The organism is Microbacterium sp. SYP-A9085 (assembly GCF_009649635.1).
In the GTDB taxonomy this organism is placed as follows: domain Bacteria; phylum Actinomycetota; class Actinomycetes; order Actinomycetales; family Microbacteriaceae; genus Microbacterium.
Genome location: NZ_WJII01000001.1, coordinates 193,683 through 217,453, shown reverse-complemented (window position 1 = coordinate 217,453; position 23,771 = coordinate 193,683). Strand labels below are relative to the sequence as shown.

The 23,771-nt window shown below is 68.3% G+C and carries 27 protein-coding genes; 20 read left to right on the top strand and 7 right to left on the bottom strand.

Annotated elements, in window-relative coordinates:
• Nucleotides 1-127 precede the first annotated feature (127 nt).
• The 18 genes from GH740_RS01100 to GH740_RS01015 all read left to right on the top strand — a co-directional run bounded on the left by GH740_RS01100 (nt 128) and on the right by GH740_RS01015 (nt 17,697).
• Nucleotides 128-970, top strand: a complete 843-nt coding sequence (locus GH740_RS01100; protein ID WP_172978240.1) for an ABC transporter substrate-binding protein — start codon at nt 128-130, stop codon at nt 968-970.
• A gap of 80 nt (nt 971-1,050) precedes the next feature.
• On the top strand, nt 1,051-1,953 hold the full coding sequence (locus GH740_RS01095; RefSeq protein ID WP_216644875.1) for an amino acid ABC transporter permease: 903 nt from the start codon (nt 1,051-1,053) through the stop codon (nt 1,951-1,953).
• Entirely contained in the window at nt 1,950-2,714 is a 765-nt protein-coding gene (locus tag GH740_RS01090) for an amino acid ABC transporter ATP-binding protein (protein WP_153744272.1), read from the top strand. The genes GH740_RS01095 and GH740_RS01090 overlap by 4 nt, the downstream gene beginning before the upstream one ends.
• Nucleotides 2,714-3,439, top strand: a complete 726-nt coding sequence (locus tag GH740_RS01085; RefSeq protein ID WP_153744271.1) for an urea carboxylase-associated family protein — start codon at nt 2,714-2,716, stop codon at nt 3,437-3,439. Before GH740_RS01090 ends, GH740_RS01085 begins: the two co-directional genes overlap by 1 nt.
• 140 nt (nt 3,440-3,579) lie before the next feature.
• Complete coding sequence (locus GH740_RS01080; RefSeq protein ID WP_172978239.1) at nt 3,580-4,818, top strand: ABC transporter substrate-binding protein; 1,239 nt, start codon at nt 3,580-3,582, stop codon at nt 4,816-4,818.
• Nucleotides 4,800-5,822, top strand: a complete 1,023-nt coding sequence (locus GH740_RS01075; protein WP_153744269.1) for a branched-chain amino acid ABC transporter permease — start codon at nt 4,800-4,802, stop codon at nt 5,820-5,822. The genes GH740_RS01080 and GH740_RS01075 overlap by 19 nt, the downstream gene beginning before the upstream one ends.
• 1 nt (nt 5,823) lies before the next feature.
• The gene (locus tag GH740_RS01070; protein WP_153744268.1) at nt 5,824-6,801 is read left to right on the top strand and encodes a branched-chain amino acid ABC transporter permease; all 978 of its coding nucleotides are present in this window, start codon (nt 5,824-5,826) and stop codon (nt 6,799-6,801) included.
• A complete protein-coding gene (locus tag GH740_RS14240; protein ID WP_153744267.1) occupies nt 6,798-8,354 on the top strand; it encodes an ATP-binding cassette domain-containing protein in 1,557 nt (518 codons plus the stop codon). The genes GH740_RS01070 and GH740_RS14240 overlap by 4 nt, the downstream gene beginning before the upstream one ends.
• A gap of 63 nt (nt 8,355-8,417) precedes the next feature.
• On the top strand, nt 8,418-8,819 hold the full coding sequence (locus tag GH740_RS01060) for a RidA family protein (protein ID WP_153744266.1): 402 nt from the start codon (nt 8,418-8,420) through the stop codon (nt 8,817-8,819).
• Nucleotides 8,816-10,123, top strand: a complete 1,308-nt coding sequence (locus GH740_RS01055; protein ID WP_153744265.1) for an amidohydrolase family protein — start codon at nt 8,816-8,818, stop codon at nt 10,121-10,123. The genes GH740_RS01060 and GH740_RS01055 overlap by 4 nt, the downstream gene beginning before the upstream one ends.
• A 68-nt stretch (nt 10,124-10,191) precedes the next feature.
• Nucleotides 10,192-10,980 carry an N-acyl homoserine lactonase family protein gene (locus tag GH740_RS01050; RefSeq protein ID WP_153744264.1) on the top strand — a complete coding sequence of 263 codons (789 nt, stop codon included), beginning with the start codon at nt 10,192-10,194 and terminating at the stop codon, nt 10,978-10,980.
• The gene (locus tag GH740_RS01045) at nt 10,964-11,932 is read left to right on the top strand and encodes a phosphoglycerate dehydrogenase (RefSeq protein WP_153744263.1); all 969 of its coding nucleotides are present in this window, start codon (nt 10,964-10,966) and stop codon (nt 11,930-11,932) included. Before GH740_RS01050 ends, GH740_RS01045 begins: the two co-directional genes overlap by 17 nt.
• 6 nt (nt 11,933-11,938) lie before the next feature.
• Complete coding sequence (locus GH740_RS01040; RefSeq protein WP_153744262.1) at nt 11,939-12,775, top strand: hydroxypyruvate isomerase family protein; 837 nt, start codon at nt 11,939-11,941, stop codon at nt 12,773-12,775.
• Nucleotides 12,772-14,724, top strand: coding sequence for a 3-oxo-tetronate kinase (gene otnK, locus GH740_RS01035; protein ID WP_216644874.1), 1,953 nt, complete (start codon nt 12,772-12,774; stop codon nt 14,722-14,724). Before GH740_RS01040 ends, otnK begins: the two co-directional genes overlap by 4 nt.
• Entirely contained in the window at nt 14,721-15,374 is a 654-nt protein-coding gene (locus GH740_RS01030) for a class II aldolase/adducin family protein (protein WP_367640219.1), read from the top strand. The genes otnK and GH740_RS01030 overlap by 4 nt, the downstream gene beginning before the upstream one ends.
• Nucleotides 15,375-15,378: 4 nt before the next feature.
• Nucleotides 15,379-16,071 carry a substrate-binding domain-containing protein gene (locus tag GH740_RS01025; protein WP_153744260.1) on the top strand — a complete coding sequence of 231 codons (693 nt, stop codon included), beginning with the start codon at nt 15,379-15,381 and terminating at the stop codon, nt 16,069-16,071.
• 48 nt (nt 16,072-16,119) lie between these two features.
• Nucleotides 16,120-16,923: an NAD(P)-dependent oxidoreductase gene (locus GH740_RS01020; protein WP_253941151.1), complete on the top strand. Its 804-nt coding sequence runs from the start codon at nt 16,120-16,122 to the stop codon at nt 16,921-16,923.
• A 63-nt stretch (nt 16,924-16,986) separates the two neighbouring features.
• A complete protein-coding gene (locus GH740_RS01015; RefSeq protein WP_153744259.1) occupies nt 16,987-17,697 on the top strand; it encodes a GntR family transcriptional regulator in 711 nt (236 codons plus the stop codon).
• An 8-nt stretch (nt 17,698-17,705) separates the two neighbouring features.
• On the opposite strand, the gene GH740_RS01010 is transcribed toward GH740_RS01015, so the two are convergent.
• Nucleotides 17,706-18,341, bottom strand: coding sequence for an NADPH-dependent F420 reductase (locus GH740_RS01010; protein ID WP_153744258.1), 636 nt, complete (start codon nt 18,339-18,341; stop codon nt 17,706-17,708).
• A 57-nt stretch (nt 18,342-18,398) separates the two neighbouring features.
• Nucleotides 18,399-18,839 carry a pyrimidine dimer DNA glycosylase/endonuclease V gene (locus tag GH740_RS01005; protein WP_367640216.1) on the bottom strand — a complete coding sequence of 147 codons (441 nt, stop codon included), beginning with the start codon at nt 18,837-18,839 and terminating at the stop codon, nt 18,399-18,401.
• Between the two features lie 96 nt (nt 18,840-18,935).
• Between GH740_RS01005 and GH740_RS01000 the strand changes: the two genes are divergently transcribed.
• Entirely contained in the window at nt 18,936-19,769 is an 834-nt protein-coding gene (locus tag GH740_RS01000) for an aldo/keto reductase (RefSeq protein WP_153744256.1), read from the top strand.
• Between the two features lie 12 nt (nt 19,770-19,781).
• Here GH740_RS01000 and GH740_RS00995 read toward each other — a convergent pair whose 3' ends face one another.
• From GH740_RS00995 to GH740_RS00980, 4 genes are all read right to left on the bottom strand, one after another.
• Entirely contained in the window at nt 19,782-20,003 is a 222-nt protein-coding gene (locus tag GH740_RS00995) for a hypothetical protein (RefSeq protein WP_153744255.1), read from the bottom strand.
• Between the two features lie 9 nt (nt 20,004-20,012).
• Complete coding sequence (locus tag GH740_RS00990; RefSeq protein WP_153744254.1) at nt 20,013-20,600, bottom strand: YdeI family protein; 588 nt, start codon at nt 20,598-20,600, stop codon at nt 20,013-20,015.
• A 43-nt stretch (nt 20,601-20,643) separates the two neighbouring features.
• Nucleotides 20,644-21,615: a DNA-3-methyladenine glycosylase gene (locus tag GH740_RS00985; protein WP_153744253.1), complete on the bottom strand. Its 972-nt coding sequence runs from the start codon at nt 21,613-21,615 to the stop codon at nt 20,644-20,646.
• Nucleotides 21,616-21,908: 293 nt separating this feature from the next.
• The gene (locus tag GH740_RS00980; RefSeq protein ID WP_153744252.1) at nt 21,909-22,637 is read right to left on the bottom strand and encodes a winged helix-turn-helix domain-containing protein; all 729 of its coding nucleotides are present in this window, start codon (nt 22,635-22,637) and stop codon (nt 21,909-21,911) included.
• 549 nt (nt 22,638-23,186) lie between these two features.
• On the opposite strand from GH740_RS00980, the gene GH740_RS00975 reads away from it, so the two are divergent.
• Nucleotides 23,187-23,498 carry a GNAT family N-acetyltransferase gene (locus GH740_RS00975; protein ID WP_153744251.1) on the top strand — a complete coding sequence of 104 codons (312 nt, stop codon included), beginning with the start codon at nt 23,187-23,189 and terminating at the stop codon, nt 23,496-23,498.
• A gap of 59 nt (nt 23,499-23,557) precedes the next feature.
• Here the strand turns inward: GH740_RS00975 and GH740_RS00970 are convergent, their stop codons facing one another.
• Entirely contained in the window at nt 23,558-23,743 is a 186-nt protein-coding gene (locus tag GH740_RS00970; RefSeq protein ID WP_153744250.1) for a hypothetical protein, read from the bottom strand.
• Nucleotides 23,744-23,771: the final 28 nt, after the last annotated feature.

Genomic DNA, 23,771 nt, shown 5'->3' with positions numbered 1-23,771 from the left:
AGATAATATAGATTATTGATGAGACGGGGACAGCAACTGGGTCCTCTTCACGACCGATTACCTCAACGAGGAGGCAGTAGTGATGTACCCGCCCACACACCGCACGTCCGCCATCGTCATCGCGTCCTTGGCCGCCGTCGGCCTGGCACTACAGGGATGTGCCGCTGCCGGCCCCGGCTCAGCGACGAGTGAGAGTCCCAACGGTTCGGCGATACCCGCGATCGCCGAGAAGGTTCCCGACAAGTTCTCCCAGGTCGTCTACGTGCTCGACGCAACGTATCCGCCCCTGTCCTATCAGGACGCGTCCGGGAAGATGACCGGGGTCGAGTTCGACCTGGGCATGGAGGTCTTCGCCCGAGCCGGGATCGACGCCGATGTGCAGCCGTCCGCCTTCGATGCCATCATCCCGGGCATCCAGGCGGGCAAGTACCACCTCAGCGCGTTCAACGACACGGCCAAGCGCCAGGAGATCTTCGACTTCGTTGATCTCTTCCAATCCGGCACGTCGATCATCGTGCCCAAGGGCAACCCCCTGTCCCTGTCGATCGACGATCTGTGCGGCATCCGCGTCGCCGTGCAGCTCGGTTCGCAGCAGGAGACGACCGTGGCACCCTCATTGAACGACGCGTGCAAGGCCGACGGCGAGAAGCCTTTCGAGGTCATCACGTACGGCAGCGGCAACGAAGCGGTTCTGGCGCTGACGAGCAATCGTGCTGACGTGGTGCTCACCGAGACGATCAGCGCGGCATATGCCGTGTCCGAGAGCCCGGAGAAGCTCGCGTTGACCCAAGATGAGCCGCTCGATCCGCACCCCGTCGCGCTCGGCATGATGAAGGGCACCGGCCTCGCCCAGGCGTTGCAGGCGTCGCTTCAGAGCATGATGGATGACGGAACCTACGCCTCCATCCTCGCTCAGTGGAAGATGGACTCGCTTGCGATCGAGTCGGCGACGATCAACGCCGGGAAGTGATGGTGGCGATCATCGATCGGCGGTCCTCGTCGGGTGCCGGACCGGGGCGGTGGGATCCCGCCCCGGCCGACACGGAGGGTATGAGGGTCGTGCCCCGCCGGCATCCCGGCCGCTGGATCGGCATCGCGGTCGTGCTCGTGCTCGTCGGCATGCTCGTCGAGGGATTCATCACCAATCCTCGCTATCAGTGGGACGTCGTCGGTGAGTATCTCTTCTCCGGTGCGGTGCTCAGCGGGCTGGTTCGGACTCTGGAGCTGACGGCCATCGCGATGACGATCGCCATCGTCCTCGGCATCGTGCTGGCGCTGATGCGGCTCTCACAGAGCATCGTGCTGCGGGGCGTCGCCGGAGCGTTCGTGTGGCTGTTCCGCGGCACTCCGCTTCTCGTGCAACTGCTGTTCTGGAACTTCATATCGGCGCTGTTCCCCGTGATCTCGATCGGGATCCCGTTCATCGGACCGACGTTCTTCACCCTGGACGCGAACACGGTCATTCCGACATTCGTCGCCGCGATCCTCGGCCTCGCACTGTATGAGTCGGCGTACATGGCGGAGATCGTGCGTGCCGGCATCCTCTCCGTCGATAGGGGTCAGTTCGAGGCGGCACAGTCGTTGGGGATGAGGCGGTCCGTGCTGATGCGGAAGATCGTCCTTCCCCAGGCCATGCGCATGATCATCCCGCCGACCGGCAATGAGACGATCGGGATGCTGAAGTTCTCGTCGCTCGTCAGCGTGATAGGGCTGCCCGAGCTGCTGAACTCTGTGCAGCTCATCTACGCGCGTACGTTCGAGACCATCCCGATGCTGATTGTTGCGACGATCTGGTATCTGGTGGTCACCACGGTGCTGACCATCGGGCAGTTCTTCATCGAGCGCCATTTCGGACGCGGCTCTGGGCAGGGTCCGCGCCCGTCCGTCGTGGGTCGACTTCTGCGGACGGCCTTCACATTCCACGCCCGTCCACGTCAGGGGAGGCCGGCATGACCGCCACGATCGTCTCGGCACGCGGTGTACGAAAGAGCTACGGCGCCGTCGAGGTGCTGAAGGGAATCGATCTCGACCTGTTGGAAGGGCAGGTCATGTGTCTGCTCGGTCCTTCCGGCTCCGGCAAGAGCACCTTCCTGCGGTGCATCAACCACCTCGAGTCGGTATCGGGCGGAACGCTCACCGTCCACGGTCAGCTCGTGGGGTACCGTCATCGCCGGGGAAAGCTCTACGAGTCCTCCGAAGCCGAGATCTGCCGTGATCGCTCGGACATCGGGATGGTGTTCCAGCACTTCAACCTGTTTCCGCACATGACGGTGTTGGAGAATCTCACGGTCGGGCCTGTCACGGTGCGGGGCCGGGCGCGGAAGGCGTCGGTAGCGCGCGCTGTACAGCTCCTGGAGCGAGTAGGCCTGGGCGACAAGCTGAAGGCATATCCGAAGCAGCTCTCCGGCGGCCAGCAGCAGCGAGTGGCGATCGCCCGGGCCTTGGCGATGGAGCCGCGCCTCATGCTCTTCGACGAGCCCACCAGCGCCCTCGACCCGGAACTGGTCGGCGATGTGCTGGCCGTCATGAAGGATCTTGCCGCGGACGGGATGACGATGCTCGTGGTGACCCACGAAATGGGATTCGCCCGCGAAGTCGCCGATGTCGTGGTCTTCATGGACGGCGGTTCGGTCGTCGAGTCCGGCCCTCCGAGCCAGGTCATCGAAGCGCCGGTGCACGACCGCACCCGCGCGTTCCTGTCGGCGGTGCTCTGATGACCGGGGCCATCGTCGAAGACCGCGTGCTCTCGCCGAAGTCTGCGATGACGGTGGAGCTGCACCAAGGCCAGGTCCTCCGGATCACGGATCTCGAGGGCCAGCAGGTGGTGGACATGGCCGTGTGGAATCTGCACAACCTGCGCGAGAAGCTCTCCACATCGTATTCGCGCACGCGATACTTCCCCGAGCCCGGCCGGGCGTTTCGTCCCCGCATGACGGTCCAGCAGGGGGACTGGGTGATGTCGGGACTGTGCCGTCCGCTCATGACGATCCTCACGGAGACGGCCGACCCCATCGGCACGCATGGGGTTCACCATCGCATGTGCAATGCCTTCTTCTACGCGGCGCACGGCGCCGGGGTGCGCGATGGCTGCTTCGAGCAGCTCGCTGCAGCGGTTTCCCCCTATGGCATCCCGCCCGAAGACATCCCCGACTCGTTCGACATCTTCCAGAACTACCCGTACGACGTGGATGCGGGCGGGTTCCTCGTGAAGGAGCCGGTCACCAAGCCGGGGGACTTCATCGAGTTCCGCGCCGAAATGGATCTGCTGGTGGCGCTCAGCAACTGCCCCGACGACGTCGTCGCCGCGGCCAACGCCTTCCACTGCACCAGCTCGGGCGTACAGATCCGGCAGGACGCGGAATGGGTTCGGCATCCGGTGCTGGAGCCACGCGAGTGGCTTCTCGAGCAGCTGCGGCTGCACGGGATCGACCCCGAGTAGCCGCACGCCGTGCCGGCGCCGGCGCGGGTTCGCGGGACCATCGACGTATAGATAAATATATATAAATAAATAGATCCAGCCTCCCATAAGACCGCCATCGGCGGCCTGACACCTGTTTCAACGATGAGATGAGGAAGGTCATGAACTCGAAGCTCCTACCTGCAGCCGCCCTCCTGGCGGCTCTGACCCTGACCGCATGTACGGCGACGAACACGCCGGGCGGCGGGGAAGCCGTCAAGTTCGGCTACCTGATGCCTGAGACCGGGTCGGTCGCGGTCCTGGGAGGCTCCCTGGTGGCATCCACCCGGATGGCGGTGAAGGACATCAACGAAGCCGGCGGCATCCTCGGAAACAAGGTCGAGGTCGTCGGCGGCGACACCGCGAGCGACCCCACGGTCGCCGCGCAGGCGGTCGACCGGCTCCTCAGCCGTGGTGTCATGGCGATCATGGGCACCGGTCAGTCGGCCGTCTCGCTCTCGCTCCTCGACAAGGTCGTGTCCTCGCGCACCCTGATGTGCAGCGGCGCGGACACAGCGCTGGAGTTCACCGACTACCCCGACGAAGGCTTCCACTACCGCACCGCCACCTCGAACCTGCTGCAGTCGATCGCGCTCGCCTCGCTGATGCGCGACAACGGCGCCGAACGAGTGGCGGTCATCGGCCGCGGCGACGCGTTCGGGCAGGGCCTGGTCGACCAGTTGGAGGAGAACCTGGGCGACGCCGTCGCGGCACGCGTCATCTACGACCCGCTCACAACGAGCTTCGAAGCCGAGGTGGGGAAGATCCGCGACGCCAAGGTCGACGCGGTGGCACTGATCGGCTATGCGGAGATGGGCGAGTTCGTCCAGACCATGGTGGAGAACCGCCTCACGGTCGACAACGGCGTGCAGCTGTACGGCGTCAACCAGCTCGCCTCCAACGTGCTGTGGGAATCGGTGGACCCCGGCAACAAGGCGGTCCTGAAGGGGGTCAAGGGCGTCACGAACCCGAAGACCTTCGACGCCGGGTTCAACGACCGGATCCTGGCGGCCAACGCGGGCCTCAAGCAAGCCCTGTTCGCCGCCGAGCAGTACGACTGCGCGATCATCACCGCGCTGGCCGCCACCGCTGCCGATTCGGTCGACCCGTCGATCGTGAAGGACTTTGTCGCGGACGTCACGCGCGGAGGCGACGAGTGCAACAGCTACGCCGATTGCGTTGCAGCGTTGAAGGCCGGCAAAGACATCCGCTATGTCGGGCCCTCCGGTCCCAAGAACCTGAGCGACGCGGGCGACCCGACCGTGGCCCGATTCGCCACGTGGACGATGGACGGCGCCTCCCAGGTGCAGCTGGACGGCGAGTTCCGCTGTGAGGATGGCACGTGCACCTCGGGCAGCTGACTCCCGCCGCCACCAAGCCCGCGACGCGGACGGACTCCCGGATGAGGCCGCGCAGCCTCGCGGTCGCCGGTGGGATCGTCGTCGCGGTCTTGGTGGCGGGCATGGCCGTGGCGGGCGTCGGACCCCTGCTGCAGGGTCTCGTGGACGGACTGCGGCTGGGGCTGGTGATTGCGCTCGCCGCGATCGGGCTCTCGCTCATCTTCAGCACGACGGGCCTGGTCAACTTCGCGCATGGAAGCCTTGTGACGTTCGGCGCCGTGATGGCGCTGTACCTCAACACGATGGACGGTGGTCCGCGCCTCAATCTGTATCTGGCGGCGCTGATCGCGGTGTGTCTGGGTGGGATCGTCGCGGGCTTCGCAGAAGTCGCGATCTTCGGACCCATGCGACGCGCGAACCTACCCCATCTCTCCCTCCTGGTGGCCACGATCGGGCTGGACATGTTCGGCCGTAACGCGATCCTCTACTTCGTCGGAAGCCGGCCGCGCCCCTTCCTGGCCTACCAGGTTCAGGAGCGGATCCAGATCGGGGGATTGTCGGTCGCCCCGCGCGATCTGGTGATGATGGCGTTGGCGGTGGCGGCGCTGGTGGGGGTCGCCGTGATGCTGCAGCTGACGACACTCGGCCGGGCTGTGCGCGCCGTCGCCGACAACGGTCCGCTCGCCGAGGCCAGCGGAATCTCCACGAGATTCGTCTACATCGCCGTGTGGGTGATCGGCGGTGCGCTCGCTGCCCTAGGGGGAATCTTCCATGGCATGTCCGAGCAAGTGAGCTGGAACGGCGGATTCCTCCTGCTCTTGTTGATGTTCGCAGCCGTCATCGTGGGCGGCATCGGAAGCGCCTACGGGGCGATGGCCGGGGGCATCCTGATCGGAGTGGTGACCCAGGTCAGCACGCTGTTCCTGCCCAGCCAGCTGAAGAACGCCGTGGCGATGCTCGTCCTGATCCTGGCTCTCCTCCTGCGACCCCAGGGTCTGTTCGGCCGAAAGGTACGCGTGGGTTGACATGAGCGTCTGGGAGATCCTCGCCGATGCGCTGCGCAATGCCGTCGGTCCCGGCGCGGCTGCGTACGCGCTCGCCGCGATCGGCCTGAATGTCCACTACGGCTACACCGGGCTCATCAATTTCGGGCAGGCCGGCTACATGATGCTCGGAGCCTATGGCGTCGCCGTCACGGTGGCCTTCGGGGGCCCGATCTGGGCGGGCTTGCTGGTCGCGGTGATCCTGTCGATCGTGTTCTCGCTCATGCTGGGAATTCCCACCCTGCGCCTGCGAGGCGACTATCTCGCGATCTGCACGATCGCCGCGGCGGAGATCCTCAGACTGTTCTTCCGATCCGATATCGCGGCACCGGTCACCAAGGGTGTGAACGGCATCCAGCGCTTCGCCGACGCCTTCTACGCGCTCAATCCGATTCCGCGGGGATACTACGGCGTCGGCGTGCTGCGCTGGGACGAGTCCACGCTGTGGGTGATGGCCTGGGCGTGGGGGCTCGTGCTCATGGGCACCGTCATTGTCTTCGGTCTGATGCGCAGCCCGTGGGGACGGGTGATCATCTCCGTGCGCGAGGACGAGTACGTGGCCAGATCCGTCGGCAAGAACGTCTTCGGCCTGAAGCTGCAGAGTCTGCTGATCGGAGGACTGTTCGGCTCCGCCGCCGGCGTGGTCCTGGCGCTGAGTCAGCAGGCGGTCAGCACGGAGGCCTTCATGCCGGAGGTCACGTTCTTCGCCTATGCGGCGCTCATGCTCGGCGGGGTCGGGCGGACATGGGGCCCCGCGCTCGGAGCCGTCGTGTTCTGGCTCGTGCTCTCGGCGTTCGACAGCATCCTGCGTTCGGGCGTCGAATCGGGGGCCATATCGTCCGACATCATCGGGGACGCGGACGTCGGCGTGTTCCGGTTCGTCCTGGTGGGACTGGGCCTGCTCGCACTGGTGGCCTTCCTGCCTCGCGGAATTCTCGGAACGATCGGGAGGCGAGCATGAGCGTCACCGGAGTGCAGCCCATCGACATCGCGGTGGCCGGCTCGGGGCTGATCCGTCGGATCGGCGGGATCACCGCGGTCGACATCGAGCGACTGGAGATCCGCGGGGGCATCGTGACCGGGCTCATCGGGCCGAACGGCGCGGGCAAATCGACCCTCTTCAATCTGCTCAGCGGCTTCGACCGTGCGGACGCGGGCGTGTGGAGTGTTCACGAGACAGACGTCAGCAACAAGCGTGCACACGCCATTGCCCGCACCGGCATGATCCGGACATTCCAGGCCACCCGGCCGCTGCTGGAGATGACGGTCCTGCAGAACATGCTCGTCTCACCGGCCGGCCAGATCGGCGAGAAGATCGGCGCAGCCCTGCTTTCGTGGCTGTGGCGGAGGCAGAACCGGAGCCTGGAGACGCGAGCGCATGAGCTCCTCCGCGAGTTCAGGCTCGACCACCTTGCCGGGGAGAAGGCCGCAGTGCTCAGCGGGGGGCAACGTCGTCTGCTGGAGATCGCTCGAGCCCTGATGGCGGAGCCGAGGGTGCTCCTGCTGGACGAGCCGCTGGCCGGCGTCAATCCGGTTCTGCGCGACTTCATCATGGAGCGCCTCCGGCAGCTGCGCGACCGGGGCATGACGATCGTGATCATCGAGCACGACATGCTCTCGATCGCCCGGGTCAGCGATCACGTCATGTGCATGGATCGCGGTCGGCTCATCATGCAGGGGACCCCCGAGGAGGTGCTCCGGGACGAACGCGTGATCGATGCGTACCTGGGCCGATCCAGCGACGCCGCGCACTCGCTGTCCGGATTGCCGGGTGCGCACGACCGCGGCCACGCCCCGAAAGTGCTGGAGATCGCCGATCTGACGGCCGGGTACTCTCCAGATCTCGACATCCTGCGCGGGCTGAGCGTCGACCTGCGGGAGGGTGAGCTCGTGACGCTCATCGGCCCCAACGGAGCCGGGAAATCCACACTCTTGAAGGCGGCGTTCGGGATGCTGCCGGTGCGCAGCGGCGCCGTGACGCTGCTCGGGTCCGACATCCGCGGCCTCGCGGCGCACGAACTGGTCCGTCGTGGGATCGGCATCGTTCCGCAGTACGCGAATGTGTTCGGCCGGCTGACGGTCCACGAGAACCTGAGGATGGGCCTCTATCTCGCGCGCAGGCGCTGGGCAGAGCGGGTCGCGTTCGTCGAGGCGCTGTTTCCCGCACTTCAGGGTCGCGGGGGTCAGATGGCCGATTCGCTGTCGGGCGGTGAGCGGCAGTCCCTGGCGATGGCACGCGCGCTCATGATGGAGCCGCGCGTCCTGCTTCTGGACGAGCCGTCGGCCGGGCTGTCGCCGCACAGGCAGGAAGAGCTGTTCCAGAGCATCAAGGAGATTCAGGGGGCGGGCGTGGCGATCATGATGGTCGAGCAGAACGCCCGGCGCGCACTGGAGATCTGCGATCGGGCCTACGTCCTGGCCGAGGGCACGAACGCCCACACGGGCACGGGCAGCGAGTTGCTGGCGGATCCGCGCGTCGCCGAGCTCTATCTCGGGTCATCAGGCGAGGATTGACCGCAATCCCGACACATAAGATAATATAAATTAAGGGTTCATCGACGATGAAAGGTTCCCACCATGCCGTACTCCGCCGTCAAGGCCGCAGGGGTCTTCGACACACCCGCACCCATGTCCCAGTCCACCCTCACGCCGGTCGGTCGGATGCTCCACATCTCGGGGCAGACGCCGCAGGCGGAGGACGGGACGACCGTCGCCCCCGGTGACATCACCGCCCAGACGGAAAAGGTCCTCGGAAACATCAAGGCCCTCGTGGAGGCCGCCGGCGGCACACTCGCGGATGTCTGCCGGATCGTGGTCTACATCACGGATCGCTCCGACCTGCCCGCGGTCATGGAGGTTCGCAAGCGAGTCCTCCCCGCGCCGTATCCGGCCACAACCGCCATCGTCGCGGGCGGGCTCGGCAATCGCGAATGGCTCGTGGAGATCGAGGCCACCGCCGTCCTGGGCGGTGAGCGATGAGTCAGCTTCCTCCCGAACCCGGCAGCGCACGCAGCTGGGTGCTGCGAGCCGCCGGGCTCGTCGACGGCAATGGGGGGGTGAGGTCAGACGTCGCGGTACGCGTGGAGGGTGAGAAGATCGTCGCCGTCGGCTCCCGGCATGATCCGGCGCTCGCCGAGGATGCGGCTGTCGTCGACCTCGGCGACGGGACCCTCGTCCCCGGAATGATCGACGCCCACATGCACTTCTTCGGCGTGCCCAGCGACGTCTCGAACACGATGCGCTTCGAGTCCCTCTCCTATCGAGCGCTGCGTGCCGCGGGCGAAGCCCGGCGGATGCTCGAGGCCGGCATCACCTCGGCCCGCTGCCTGGGCTCCGCCGTCGGCCCCGACGTGCGTCGCGTGCTGCGGGAGGGGATGATCTCTGGGCCTCGTCTCGAGGTCTCGGGAGACTTCATCTGTTCCACGGCCGGCACGTGGGATCACTTCAACGTGCCGCTCGCCTGGATCGAGCAGCAGGGCATCATCGCCGACGGACCGGACGAGTGCCGCAAGATGGTCCGGACCCGGATCCGCCAGGGCGCCACCGTGATCAAGATCGGCGTGTCGAAGGGTGCGCTGGGCGATCGCTTCCGTCCCTGGGGCGAAGATCCCTACAACGAGTCACCGGGGTTCACGCTCGCGGAGATCCGAGCGGTCACCGATGAGGCGCACCTGAACGGCCTGCAGGTCAGCGCGCATTGCATCGGGGATCGCCAGGTGCAGCTCGCCCTCGACGGAGGGGTCGACATCATCGAGCACGGTTTCGGCATCACGGACGCCACCCGCGAGCGCATCGCGGAGGCCGGCAACTGGGTCGTGACCACTCTGTCGCACCCTTACCTGCATCACGCCGCCGCCGACGAGTTCGGCTATCCCGCGTGGAAGAAGGAGGCTTTCGCGCGCCACGTCGAGGCGATCAGCACCGATTTCGCGAGGGGTCTCGCCGCGGGTGTCAAATACGCGCTCGGCAGCGACAACATCGGCTGGCCAACGCATCCGCAAGGAGCCATGGCGCTCGAATTCGAACTCGCCACGCGCTGGGGGATGTCGGCGGGAGAGGCGATCACCGCCGGCACGCGCTCCGGCGCCCAGGTGATGCGCACCGACCATCTGGTCGGGACGATCGAGCCGGGCAAGCTCGCCGACATCATCGCCGTCCCGGGCGATCCGCTGGAGGACATCACGCTGCTGCGGGCTCCGAGTCTCGTGATGCAGGGCGGCGAACTCATCGTCGCGCCGCCTGGCCTCCGTACGCCGGACGGGGCCGATGCCGGACACGCGTGAAACCCGCGTGGCTGCACGGACGCGCTGCCGCCGCGCCCGCGAGGAGATGACAGGAAAGGGGGAAAGGAATGTATGACGCTCATCCGATCGTCGACGGCTTCCCGGGCAAGACGGCGACGCACGGCTCGTTCGGATGGAGCAGCGTGTGGCTGCTCCACGACGGCGACAGCGCCGTGCTGGTCGACACCGGGCCGCCGTCCTACGTGCCACTGATCGTGCACGGCCTCGCCGCGCACGGGCTTGCCCCCGCAGACGTCACCGATGTTCTCCTGACCCATTCCCACTGGGATCACGTCGGATGCGTCAGCATGTTCCCTCGCGCACGGCGATGGATCGGGCGGGCCGAGTTCTCGTGGGCGCGTCGACAGCCGATGGATGTCCCGTTCGTCTCGCAGCCGCTGCTGGCGGCACTCGGCGAGCCGGAATCCGCGCTGCGACTCATCGACGGCGACGGCGAAATCCTTCCCGGCATCCGGGCGTGCGAAGTTCCGGGCCACACTCCGGGACACGTCGCGTTCCTGGCCGAAACGACCCGGGGTCCCCTCCTTTTCGTCGGGGACGCGGCCAAGAACGTCCGAGAGCTCGGTGCCCGAGTGATCGACTCTGCGCTGGACAGGCAGGTCGCCGCCGACAGCATCACGAGGATCAACGACATCGCCTCCGGCGCCGGGGCGCGCGTGGTCCCGGGCCACGACGTCCTGTGCAGCCTGTCGGAGGACGGCTGGCGACGGGAGAGGGCCCAGACCGCCCAGATGCAGTTCCACCACCGCCGCGATGAGGAGCCGCTTGTCATCGCCATCAACGACCGGGATCCCGCTCTTGTGTCAGTTCGGAGTTCAGATGCGATCGAATCGTAGGCGCGTCACCGTCACCACCGGCTACCTCCACGCCGGAGGCGCGGCCGAGCGGCTCCTCCTGGACGCGGGATTCGACGTCCAATACTCCTCGGAGGTGCTGCGGCGAGGGACACGCACCCCCCTCCGCGAGCAGGTGCGGCGATCCGATGCCCTGATCCTCGGAACAGAACCGCTCACCGCGGCCGATCTGACGTCCGTCGAGGGACTGCAGATCGTGGCGCGCACCGGGGCCGGCTATGACAACGTCGATCTCGCCGCCGCCAGCGCGCAGGGGATCGTCGTGTGCAACACGCCCGGCGCGAACGAGCAGTCTGTGGTGGAGCTGACCCTCGGCCTGCTTCTCAGCCTGGCGCGGGATCTGCCGGCGAACATCACCGCGACGGCACGTGCGGAGTGGAACCAGGGCAGTGGCGTCGAACTCGCGGGCGCGACGCTCGGAGTCGTCGGGGTGGGCAAGATCGGCCGTTCCGTCGCACGCAGCGCCGCCGCCCTCGGGATGTCGGTCATCGGCTACGACCCGTGGGTCAGTGCGCAGGTCATGGCGGACGCAGGCGTCCGGTCCGTGACCCTCGATAACCTGCTCGCACAATCGGATTTCGTGTCGTTGCATCTGGCCCTGACGGACGACACGAGGAACCTCATCGGCCACGACGCGCTGCGGCGGATGAAGAAGTCGGCATTCCTGGTGAACACATCCCGCGGCGGAGTCGTGAACGAGCATGATCTGGTTCGGGCGCTTGATTCGGGGCAGATCGCCGGGGCCGCACTCGATGTGATCGAGTGCGAGCCGATCGCCCCCTCAGATCCGCTGCTGCGGGCACCGAACCTCCTGCTCACTGCTCACATCGCCGGAGCGACGGCGCAGGCGCGCCGGCGGATGGAGACGTGCGCCGCGCAGCAGGTCATCGACTTCTTCGCCGGAAGAGCGCCGGTGAACCGAGTGAACGGATAGGAAGCGATGACGCCGACCACGGTTCGCGCGACCACGTCGCAGGAGCCGCCGCCGCTGCGGTTCGCCGCCAACTTGAAGTGGCTCTTCACCGATCTGCCGATGCCGGAAAGGTTCGCCGCAGCCGCAGCCGCCGGTTTCCGTGCGGTGGAGTGCCCGAACCCATACGGGTACTCGGTTGCGTCCTTGGAACGGATGGTCGCGGCGGCAGGCGTGGCGATGGTGTTGATCAACACGCCCCCGGCGAGCGTGGACGGGCAGATGCGGACGGGGATAGCGTGCGACCCCCGACGCCGTGGCGAGTTCAAGGACGGCGTGGAACGCGGCCTGGAGTATGCGACAGGACTCGGAGTGCCGATGCTTCACATCGTCGCTGGTACCGTGCCCGAGGGCGTGTCCTTCGATCGCGCGTGGGCAGAGTTTCTGCTCAACATCGCGTGGGCCGCGGATGTCGCGAAGGACACCGAGATCTCGCTGCTGGTCGAGCCGCAGAACGACACGAGCTCCCCGGGCTTCCTCCTGACGACCCAGACGCAGGCGGCCACGGTGATCGACGCCATCGGGTCGGACCGGTTGGGCCTGCTGTTCGACGTCTTCCACGCGCAGATGCAGGAAGGCGGGGTCAGCGTCAAGCTGAAGGAGCTCGCACCCGTGCTGCGCCACGTCCAGATCGCGGATGCTCCCGACCGCACCGAACCGGGTACCGGCGAGCTCTCGTGGCCCCACGTCTTCGGTGTGCTGCGGGAGATCGGGTACGGCGGCTGGATCGGATGCGAGTATTCGGCCACGAAACCCCGCGGCGCGCACGCCGAGTGGCTGACGTCCATCGAAGGGGACCGGGTATGAGCCACGACAGGCCGCTGATCGCCTTGATCAGTGCCACACCGCTGGCGATCCCCCCCGCCGAGGCCGCGGTATCCGAGGCCTTCGGCGAAGTCGACATCTGGAACATCCTCGACGACCGGCTCATGGTGGACGCCGAGGCGAGCGGCGGGCTCAACCCCGCGCTCGTGTCCCGGATGGAGTCCCTCATCGATGTCGCTGTCGGACACGGCGCCGACGGCGTGCTCTTGACGTGCTCGCTGTACGGTGCGGTCGCAGCGCAGCGTCGGGGCGCTGTCCCCGTGCTTGCGCCCGATGACGCCGTCTTCGACGACGGGATCCGGTCGGGTGCGCGGCATCTCCTCCTCATCGCATCGTTCGAGGAGGCTCTCCGCGACAGCGTCCACAGGCTGCGCGAGGCGGCCGATGAGAGCGGACGATCGATCCGCGTCAGCGGTGTGACCGCCGCCGGGGCGAAGGCGAGCGCGACCGCGGGTGACCTCGCCGCTCTCGTCGACGATCTGGCGGCGGCGGTGGGTTCCTCGGCAGCGGACCCGGATGCCGTTGTGCTCGCGCAGTACTCTCTCGCCCCTGCTAGGAAGCAGCTCGAACAACGACTCGGGCGACCGGTGTTCGCCGGACCGGTCAGCGCGGCCGCGACGCTGTACCGCGACATCGTGCGACCCGAGTCGAGCCCGACTCTCGGCGTGATCGCCGACGACTACACCGGAGCCATCGATGTGGCCGATGCCCTGCGGGCCGCCGGCCTGCGTACGCTGCTGCTGCTCGGCCTCGAAGATCCCCCGACTCAACTGCCGGAGTGCGACGCGATCGTCGTCGCGCTCAAGACGCGTTCCGTGCCAGCATCTGAAGCGGTCGACTGCTCACTGATGACCGCCGCGTATCTGCTGCACCACGGGGCGGATCAGATCTATTTCAAGTACTGCTCGACGTTCGACTCCACCCCCGCGGGAAACATCGGTCCGGTTCTGGATGCGCTGTCCGACCGGCTCGAGGCAGGGGTGGTGCTGACCACTCCGAGCTCCCCCCGGCACGGCCGCACGGTGGACGCCGGACGGCTGTACGTGGATGGGGTGCTGCTGGAGGAGTCGCACATGGCCCGGCATCCCCTGAACCCCATGACGGATTCTCTGGTCCCCCGGCTGCTGGCGGCGCAGAGCCGGCTCCCCGTGCACGCGATTCCCCTCCAGACGGTGCGGGCGGGCGTCGACGCGGTCCGCGCCCAGATCGAGAGGCTTCCCCGTGACGAGCACGCGCTCGTCGTCGCCGACGCCACCACCGACGACGATCTGGCCACCCTCGCCGAGGCGCAGTCCACAAGCGCGCTGATCGCCGGTGCCGCCGGCCTCGCGTTCGCTCTCGGGATGCAGCGGACCAGCCGTTTCACCGGAGCCCAGGGCGGCGGCACCTTCGACGGGCGGGCATGCGAACATGCTGCCGTGTTCGCGGGAAGCTGCTCGGCATCCACGCTCCGCCAGGTCGCCCGCTTCCGCGAACAGGGGTTCCCCGCGTTCCAACTGGCCGCCGCGCCCGGGATGACCGCCGACAGGATGACGGGCGATGCCCTGCGCTGGTACGCGTCTCTGCCGGAGCGCAGCACACCGCTGTTCTTCTCCTCGGTGGACAGCGAAGAGCTGGAACGGGTCCACGAGCAGTTCGGTGCCGCTCGGGTCTCGGAGCTGTTCGAACAGTCGATGGCCCGCATCGCCGCGGGGCTCCGGGACCGTGGTGTGGATCGCTTCGTCGTCGCCGGGGGTGAGACCTCCGGCGCCGTCGTCCGCGGCCTCGGCATCGCCGGTGGCATCGTGGGCGAGCGCGTCGATGAGGGCGTTGCATGGCTGTATGCGACAGGTCCGCGGCCGCTCGCACTCCTGCTGAAGTCCGGCAACTTCGGTGCGCCGGATCTCTTCGTCAGAGCGACCGATCCCGGCCGCGCATGGGGCGCGCGGTGATCGACCAGCTGGATGATGCGGCACGGCGGGTCGTCGAGGCGGCTCGCTACCTCCACGACCGAGGTCTCACGCACGGGAGCACCGGGAACGTGTCGGTGCGGGTCGGTGAGCTGGTCGTGGTGACCCCCACCGGCCTCAGCTTGAGGACGCTCACCGCGGCGGATCTCGCTGTCGTCGATCTGAACGGCACTCGCCGCTCAGGCCGAACCCCGTCCAAAGAAGCCGTTCTCCACGCTGCGGTGTACCGGGCTCGGCCCAGGGCCAACGCCGTCATCCACACGCACTCGGTGTGGTCGACGGCGGTCTCGTGCCTGCGGGACATCGACGAGGACGACGCGCTGCCGTCGCTGACGGCGTACTACCGGATGCGGGTGGGAGTTCTTCCGATCGTCCCCTTCTACCCGCCGGGTGCACCGGAACTGGCGGCACACGCGGGGCGAGTCGCGGCGCGGGCGCATTGCATGCTGCTGAGGAACCACGGCCCGATCGTCGCGGGGGACGATCTGGACCACGCGCTGGACGTGCTCGAGGAGCTGGAGCACACGGCCCGACTTCGCCTGCTGCTGGACGGGCGGCCCATCGTGCCGGTCCCCGCTCAAGCGGCGCCACGACTCTCTGATCCGCACATCGACCCGCCTCAGGAGGCATGACGGCATGCAGACGATCACGGTGTACAGCGGTCTCGCGATGAGAGACATCCTGGAGAACGACCTCATTCCGTCGTTCCTCGGCAGGGGCGGGATCTCCCTCGAGCGCGTCTATGAGCCCACGGCGGTCCTGCGGGACCTCTTGCGCCGCGGCGGACGGCCGGACGTCTTCGTCGGCGTCAGCTCGGCCCTGCACGACATGGAGCGGGCGGGCGAGGTGCGCGCTGGCTCCGTGCGAAGTCTCGTCCGCTCGGACATCGGGGTTGCCGCCGCGTCGACTCTGCGCAGCCGTTCCCTGGCCTCGGTCTCGGACCTGCGAGACCTGCTCCGGGCCGCCGACTCGATCGCCTACTCGGCGAGCGGGGCGAGCGGGGCGATCTTTCAACGAGTGCTCGAGGACCTGGGACTGGAAGGAACAGTGCGGGCGAAAGCCGTGATCCTCGCGAAGGGGTTCACGGCGGAAGCGGTCCGTGATGGTCGGGCGGAGGTGGCGATCCAGCAGGTGAGCGAGCTCGCCACCGTGCCGGAAGTGGAGATCCTCGGCTCCCTGCCCGCGGAGCTCGGCGCGTACGTGGAGCTGTCCGCGGCCGTGGGGACCGGAACGGAAGAACCGGAGCTGGCGAGTGAATTCATCGGTCATCTCCGCGCGATGCGACTTGCCCCGGTTTATGCGCAGGCGCATCTCACTCTCGCCCGGTGAGCACAGTCGGGGCAGAGTCGGCATGAGGATGAATTGTCGATACAAGGAATGAAGGACGGGTCAGGCATGCGCAGGATTCTGCTCACCGGAGCGAACGGGCGGATGGCGGCGGCCATGCGTCCCCGACTTGCCGAGATGTTCGACGAGGTGGTGCTCTACTCCCGATCGGATATGACCGAACTCCGGGGGAATGAGCGTCTGGTCCGCGGCGATCTCATGGATGCGGTGCGCCTTGACGCTGCGGCCAAGGGCGCCGACGCCGTCGTGCACCTCGGCGGCAAGGCCGACGAATCGACCTTTGAGGAGATATCGCAGGCCAATATCGTGGGCACGTACAACGTCCTCGAGGCCGCACGGCGCGCGAGCGTCCGACGTTTCGTGTACGCCAGTTCGCACCATGTGACCGGCTTCCATCCGGTTGAGAGCCTTGTCTGCGAGAGCAGTGCGGTCCGTCCGGACAGCCTGTACGGCGTGAGCAAGGTGTTCGGTGAGGCACTGGGGCGCCTCTATGCCGACAAATGGGGGCTCGAGGTCGTGTGCATCCGCATCGGCGTGTGCCGTCAGCAGCCCGAGAATTCCGACCAGCTGCGAACGTGGCTGTCGGTGCGAGACAGCATCGCCCTGTTCGAAGCGGCCCTGACGGCCGACATCCCCGATCGATATCGTGTGGTGTACGGCGTCTCCGACAACTCCCGAACGTTCTGGTCCGATCGTTCGGCGCGCGAACTCGGTTTCACGCCGCAGGACAGCGCCGACGAGTTCGCCGCGGAATTCGACGGGACGGCGCCGTTCAGTTCGGCGCACCAAGGGGGAAGGTTCACGGATCCCGACTACGCCGGGGGAACCTGGTGATCGGGATCGCGATAAAATGTATATATTCAAAGTCTGGTTCCAGCGACGCAAACGGGACGCCTGATGAGTGCTGATGAAGAGTCGACGCGAGTGGCAATCGCCGACCGCGTCTATGACGCACTGTCCGCCCAGTTCATGAGCGGAGTGCGGCTGCCGGGGGAACGCCTCAAGCTTCATCTGCTGTCGCGAGAGCTCGATGTGAGCCCGACGCCGATTCGGGAGGCTCTGGCCCGGCTCGAACACACGGGTTTCATCGAGCGGCACTCTCAGCGCGGCTATGTCGTGGCACGGCTCCTCGAAGCCGATGAGATCTCGCAACTCATGGATGCGCGTCTTCTGCTGGAACCCGCAATGGCGCGCGGTGCCACGCAGCGCTCGTCCGCCGGATTCCTTTCCCAGCTCGCCGAGACTATATCCGTCATGCAGAACGCGGGTCACAGGGCAGACGGAGAGACGCTTCGGGAGTGCTGGGTCGCCGACGAGATGTTTCATGGGCTGATTGCCGACCAGGGCGGTAACCCGTTCATCGCCAAGGCCTACCGTTCGCTGGGGGGGCAGCTGCAGAGGTTCCGCATCATCGGCAAGTCCGGCGTATCCCACGCACGGGCCGCCTGCTCGGAGCACGAAGCGGTGTATTCCGCGATCGAGGCGGGCGATGCCGATGAGGCTGCCAGGGCGATCGGGCGACACCTGACGAACGCGAAGCACAGGGCGCTCGCCGACATCGAACGGGCGGAACGATCACGCTCCGTCGTATCGGCCGAAGCCCGCTGACGGAGTACTCAGCGCTGGGCGCGGGCGAGGTTCGCGCGCAGCTGCTCGGCGTTCTGCCGCACGACGTACGCGGGCTGGTCCCGCTCGACGCGCCAGCTGTCCGAGAGCGAGCCGATGTTCACCGTGTCGTACCCGAAGTCGTCGTACAGCGCCGTCACGAACGCGACGGCGTCGGGGTCGTCGCCGGATGTGGCGAGCGCGCGGCGGTCCGCGGTGCCGGCGGGGGTGCCGTCGGTGAGGATCTCGTCGGACCGGATGTGGTTGAACGCCTTCACGACGGTCGCACCGGCCAGATGCTGCTGCACGAGCTGGGATGTCGTGGTCTGCTTCGCGTCCAGCGCGGCGATGCGGCCGTCGCGCTCCCAGTAGTAGTTGCACGTGTCCAGCACGATCTTGCCCGCGAACGGCTCGACCGGGACATCGTCGAGTCCCTTCAGCGGGATCGTGACGATGGCCCACTCCGCGGCATCCGCGGCCTCGGCCGCCGTCGCCGCACGAGCCCGCCCGCCGAGAGCCTCGACCAGGTCGGCGAGCGTCTCCGGTCCGCGCGAGTTCGCGATCACGACGTCGTAGCCCCGGGCGACGAGCCCGGTGGCGAGGGTGCTGCCGATGTGTCCTGCCCCGATGATTCCCACTGTGCTCATGTCCGGGTAAACGCAGGATGCGACGGGGCATTCCCCGGTGGCCTTGCCGGGCCTCGGTCACGGGTCCTTCGTGCGCTCCCACGGGGCTATCGGTCCGGCGACGACCTCGAACAGCGGGTGCGGGTCGGGCAGTGCCACGGCATCCCACTGGATCCACACCGCGGGGCTGCGCACCGACATCCGGGTGCGCAGCCGCGACCACTCGTACTCGAGCTGCCCGCTGGTGACCCGCATCGTCGCGTGCGGCGCGCTCGGTCGGCGGATGCGGGAGCGGTCGAACCGGTAGCCCCGGTGGTCCGCGTCGTCGGCGACGCCGGACAGGTACGCCCCGACCGCCGCCAGCGGGTCGGGCTGGTCGCGAAACCGCTCCAGCTGAGGATGCCGCGAGTAGCCCCGCTCCGGGTCCATGACGACGGCCTGCGCGAGCAGGCTCTCCCGCCAGCATGCCGTCAGGCCCTGCCGGTCGAGGTAGCGGGGATGGAATGACCACAGCCTCACCTGGGGACCGCCTCGGGAGACGTCGCGCGCATGGGGTGAGGCTACCGTGGTGGGCAACCTGCGGACAGGGCGGCCGGTCCGGGGGAGGATGGTGACATGCACGCTATCCCGACTGTCACGCTGAATGACGGCACCGCTTTCCCGGAGCTGGGATTCGGCACCTACAAGCTCCGCGGCGATGAGGGCGTCGCGGCGATCACCGCCGCGATCGATGGCGGGTATCGTCTGCTGGACAGCGCCGTGAACTACGAGAACGAGGCGGAGGTCGGCGAGGCCGTGCGCCGCAGCGACGTGGACCGTGACGACATCCTCGTCGCGACGAAGGTGCCCGGGCGCGACCACGGGTTCGATGAGACGATCGCCAGCGCCCGCGGGTCGCTGGACCGGCTGGGTCTGGATCGCATCGACCTGTACCTCATCCACTGGCCGAACCCGAGCACCGGCCGGTACCTCGACACGTGGCGCGCGATGGTCCGGCTGCGCGAGGAGGGCCTCGTCCGGTCGATCGGCGTGTCGAACTTCACCGAGGCGATGCTCACCCGGGTCGTCGAGGAGACCGGTGCAGTCCCCGCGGTGAACCAGGTCGAACTGCACCCGTACTTCCCGCAGCGGGCGCTGCGTGCGTTCCATGCCGCGCACGGCATCCGCACGGAGAGCTGGAGCCCGCTGGCGCGGCGCAGCGATCTGCTCGCCGAGCAGACGGTGCGGGATGTCGCCGCCGCCCACGACGTCAGCCCCACGCAAGCCGTCCTGCGGTGGCACGTGCAGCTGTCGACGACGCCGATTCCGAAGTCCGCGCACCCGGCACGGCAGCGCGAGAACGCCGACGTGTTCGGCTTCACTCTCACCGACGACGAGGTTGCGGCGCTGTCCGGGCTCGAGCGCGGTCGGCTGTGGGACGGCGACCCGGACACGCACGAGGAGATGTGACGCCGGATCTGCCTACAGGCGGGCTCCGTCGTCGTCATCGTCGTGCAGATGCGGGGCCTTGCCGCGCCACGACGCGTAGGCGATGAACCACCCGATGGACACGATCACCGCCAGCAGCACCCCGAACCACGCGTTGCCGAGGATCATCCCGACCAGCACTCCGAGGCCGAGCAGCACGACCGTGCCGATGAGCCACGGGATGCCGCTGCGCCGGCCGGGTCCGGGGGATGTCATGACTCCAGGCTACCCAGCGGCGGCGTCATCCGGCCCGCGGCCGAGTCGGTCGAGGGCGCGGCGAAGCCGGGCGTCGAACGCGGCGGGCGACGGCGCCGTCATCAGGGGATGCAGGATCGAATACCGCTCGGCGCGGCTGAGCGCGTCGAACGCCTCCCGTCCGCCGGGCGTCGTATCGAGGGCCCGCAGCAGGTCGGCCGGCGGCTGTGCCGTCGCCGAGCCCGCGTATGCACGGTCCCACCGTCCGTCCGCCTTCGCCCGCTCCACCTCGTCGCGCCCGCGGGGCCGCAGCCGTCCTTCGGCCTCCAGCCGGGCGATGTGCCCGACGTTGCGCTCCGACCACATCGAGCGCTGGCGGCGGGGAGTGAACCGCTGCAGAAATGTGGCGGCGTCGCGGGACCGCTTCGGCCCGTCGATCCATCCGCTGCACAGCGCCTCGTCGAGTGCCTGCGCGTACGTCAGCGTCGTCGGATCGGTCGTCCCCTTCTTCGCGATCACGAGCCACACGCCGTCCGACGCGGCTTCATGAGCGTCGAGCCATGCCCGCCACGCGGACGCGCCGCCGACGATCAACTCCTCGGACGAGGGATTCCACATCTCGCGAGTGTGGCGCCGGCCTCCGACATCCGCAACCTGCCGGTCACCTGTTGCGGTGGTCCTCGGGGTGCACTCGGGGGCCGCGGCGCGGTTCCCGGGCGCCGCTGATCCGGATCAGCCGGATGACCCGCTGCCGGTGCCCCGGCCAGGCGGCCAGCAGCCGCAGCATCCCGTCGTCGTCGGTGCGCGTGCCCGTGAGCGCATACCCCACCTCGTGGGCCAGGTGGAAGTCGCCGACGCTCACCGCATCCGGGTCGCCGAAGGCGCGGATGCGGATTTCGGCGGCGGTCCAGGCGCCGATGCCGGGCATTGCGGTCAGCGGTGCGTCGCGATCCGATGCCGCTCCCACGGCGGCCACCACCGACGCGCCGCGCCGGGCGGCGGCGACGACCGTGCGGGACTGCGGTGGTTCGACCCCCGCGCGGTGCCATGCCCAGGACGGGATCGCCCGCCATCCGTCGATCGTCGGGGGCGCGAACATCGGGACGGGCGTGGGCCCGGGCGCGCGCTCGCCGAACCAGGTGACGAGACGGCGCCAGGCGCCGAACGCCTGCAGCCCAGTCACCTTCTGCTCGAGCACCGCGATCGCGAGCGCGTCGAACACGAGGTCGGTGCGGCTCAGGCGCAGCCCCGGGTGGCGGCGATGCGCGTCCGCGACGAGCGGATGCGCGGCCGCGTCGAATCCCGACGGGTCATCGCCGCCGCCGCACAGCGCCGGCACCTGGTCGAGCGCCCAGGCGCTTCCCGGGCCCCAGGCGGCGGCGCGCACGACACCGGGGGAGGTCTCGCGCAGCGCGAGGGTGGCGACCCCGAGCGGCGTGCGCGACACGCGCCAGATCACACCGCCGGCCACCGTCATCGTCGGGTCGCGGGGTCCGCGTCGATGGATCCCGACCGTGGCCATCAGCTCGAGCGGACGCCCCGGCCGATACTCCGATTCGTGCGGCCGCCCGGCATCCACCGGCGCCTCGCGCCCGCGGACGGGCCGACGCGCGACGGCCGGGTCAGGATGCATGGACCCACCCTACGCGCGGGCGTCGACAGTGCCCGCTGCTGCCCGCGGGAACCCGAACTTGCCGTCCCTGAACGTGCCGAGGCATCCCCGAACTTCTCGAGGCATCCCTGAACTTGCCGAGGCATCCCCGAACTTCTTGAGGCATCCCCGAGCTTGCCGAGGCATCCCCGAACTTCTCGAGGCATCCTTTAGCCAAAGCGACGCGAACCTCGTGGACTGGGGGCTGTCTCGCGGATTTGGGGGCTGCCTCGCGGATTTGGGGGCTGCCTCGCGAGGGTCGGGGGAAGGGCGGGTCAGAAGCGGTCGGGTGACGGCGTGCCGTGTCCGTAACGGATAGCGACGTCCGCGTGCCGGTCGAACCGGTACCCGACGCCGCGGACGGTGCGCACGACATCCTCATAGCGGCCGAGCTTCGCGCGCAGCCGGCGCACGTGCACATCGATCGTGCGTTCGCCGGGAGCGTCCTTCTCGTGCGTCTGCCACAGCGACGACACCAGCTCGGTGCGCTCGATCGTGCGGCCCTCCCGCAGCACCAGGTACTGCAGCAGCTCGAACTCTTTGAACGTGAGGGCCGCGGAGTCGCCGTCGATCACGACGCGCTTGCGCGAGATGTCCACGACGACCCCGCCGGTGGTGGGCTCGTCCTCGATCTCGGGTTCCGGCTTCGTACGGGCCACCGCGCTCGGCTCGTGCAGCGCGAGGCGGACGACATCCACGTCGCGGCCGCCCGCACCCACCGGCGCAAGGGCGACCGTGGCGTACGTCTCGGCGTCGGGGGCGATGTCGGCGAGGGTCCGGCGCAGCGCGTCGACGATAGTGCCGAGGGAGATCCCGGATGCTGCGGCCTTCCCCTCGTCGACGCCGACATAGAGGGCGAAACCGCGCGGCGTGGTGCCGGCGGGAAGGTGGCGCGGCGGGGCCGTGGGCGCCGGGGCCGGCGCCGGATGATCGGTGACCAGACGCAGGGTCGGGCGGGTGCTGCTGCTGGTGGTGGGGCGCTCGAGGAGGGCGGTGTTCGACATGGGTGACGTCCTTGGTGGAAGGACCCGGGGCAGAGAGCAGGCGGTGTCCCGGGTACGACTGTGCTGCGATAGCGGCCCGCGAAGGGCCGGGTGCGAGGCGTCCTTGCGCGGAGTGCGCCGACGTGCACGGGGGCTGATGGCACCACGGCCTCCGGGGTGGGAAGGCGGCGTGGGCGAGCCCGGCGGGGATTACCGATTCAGCGGCACATTCGACAACACATGACAACGCGAGCCGGCATCATTGTGCCGGCAGTCCCGTTCGCCTCCCAGGCGGACAGAGAACGCGCGTTGTGGGTCATGGGCTGATTATGTCGGAATGCGTCCCTGCGCGTCAAATCGCACGGATGTCGCGGCGCATGTGCGTCGGAATGTTACAGATTGCTCAGTTGCCTCGTATGCGACGGCGTTTCTGCCAGCGTGACACTCGGTCCCGCGCGGTGCGACCACGTCACGCGACGCGTCGGCGCCCGATCGCGCGTCCGCTGCGACACGCGAGGATCACCCGCCGGGAAGGGCCCCGGCCCTGTCCCGGGGGGCTAGCCTGACGGGATGAGTGAGCTCGTCTTCGCGCACCAGCCCGAGGCATCGCGGTACACGCTGCACCGCGGTGAGGATCTCGTGAGCGTGCTCGACTACCGCGACGACGGCAGCACCGTCGCCCTTACCCGGGCGTACACGGCGCCGCCGTTCCGTGGCAGCGGCTATGCCGGCGAGCTGGTCGACCGCGCCGTGGCCGACCTCGAGTCGCGCGGCGACCGCACCGTCGCTCCCGTCTGCTGGTACGTCGCCGACTGGTTCACCGCGCATCCCGAGCGCGCGGGAATCCTGCGCGGCGACACCGCGAACTCCGCGACGTCCTGACGCGCTCCCCGCGCGCGGGTGGGCGGGTCAGGACGTCATTCCGGGCAGCCCACGCACAGTCACGTCGGGCAGCCCACGCACAGTGCCACCGGCCGCGCGTGGCGGACGATGCGCGCAACCCGCGCGGGCACCGGCGCCGCCGCGACCGCCACGCGCTGAATCGCCACGCGACGGCGCTCGAGCGCGCGCGTGATCGCTTCTTCCTGAGACCGAGACAGCACCTCGGCCACGTAGACCTCGTACATCTGCTTCCTCTTCTCCTCGTGATCACGA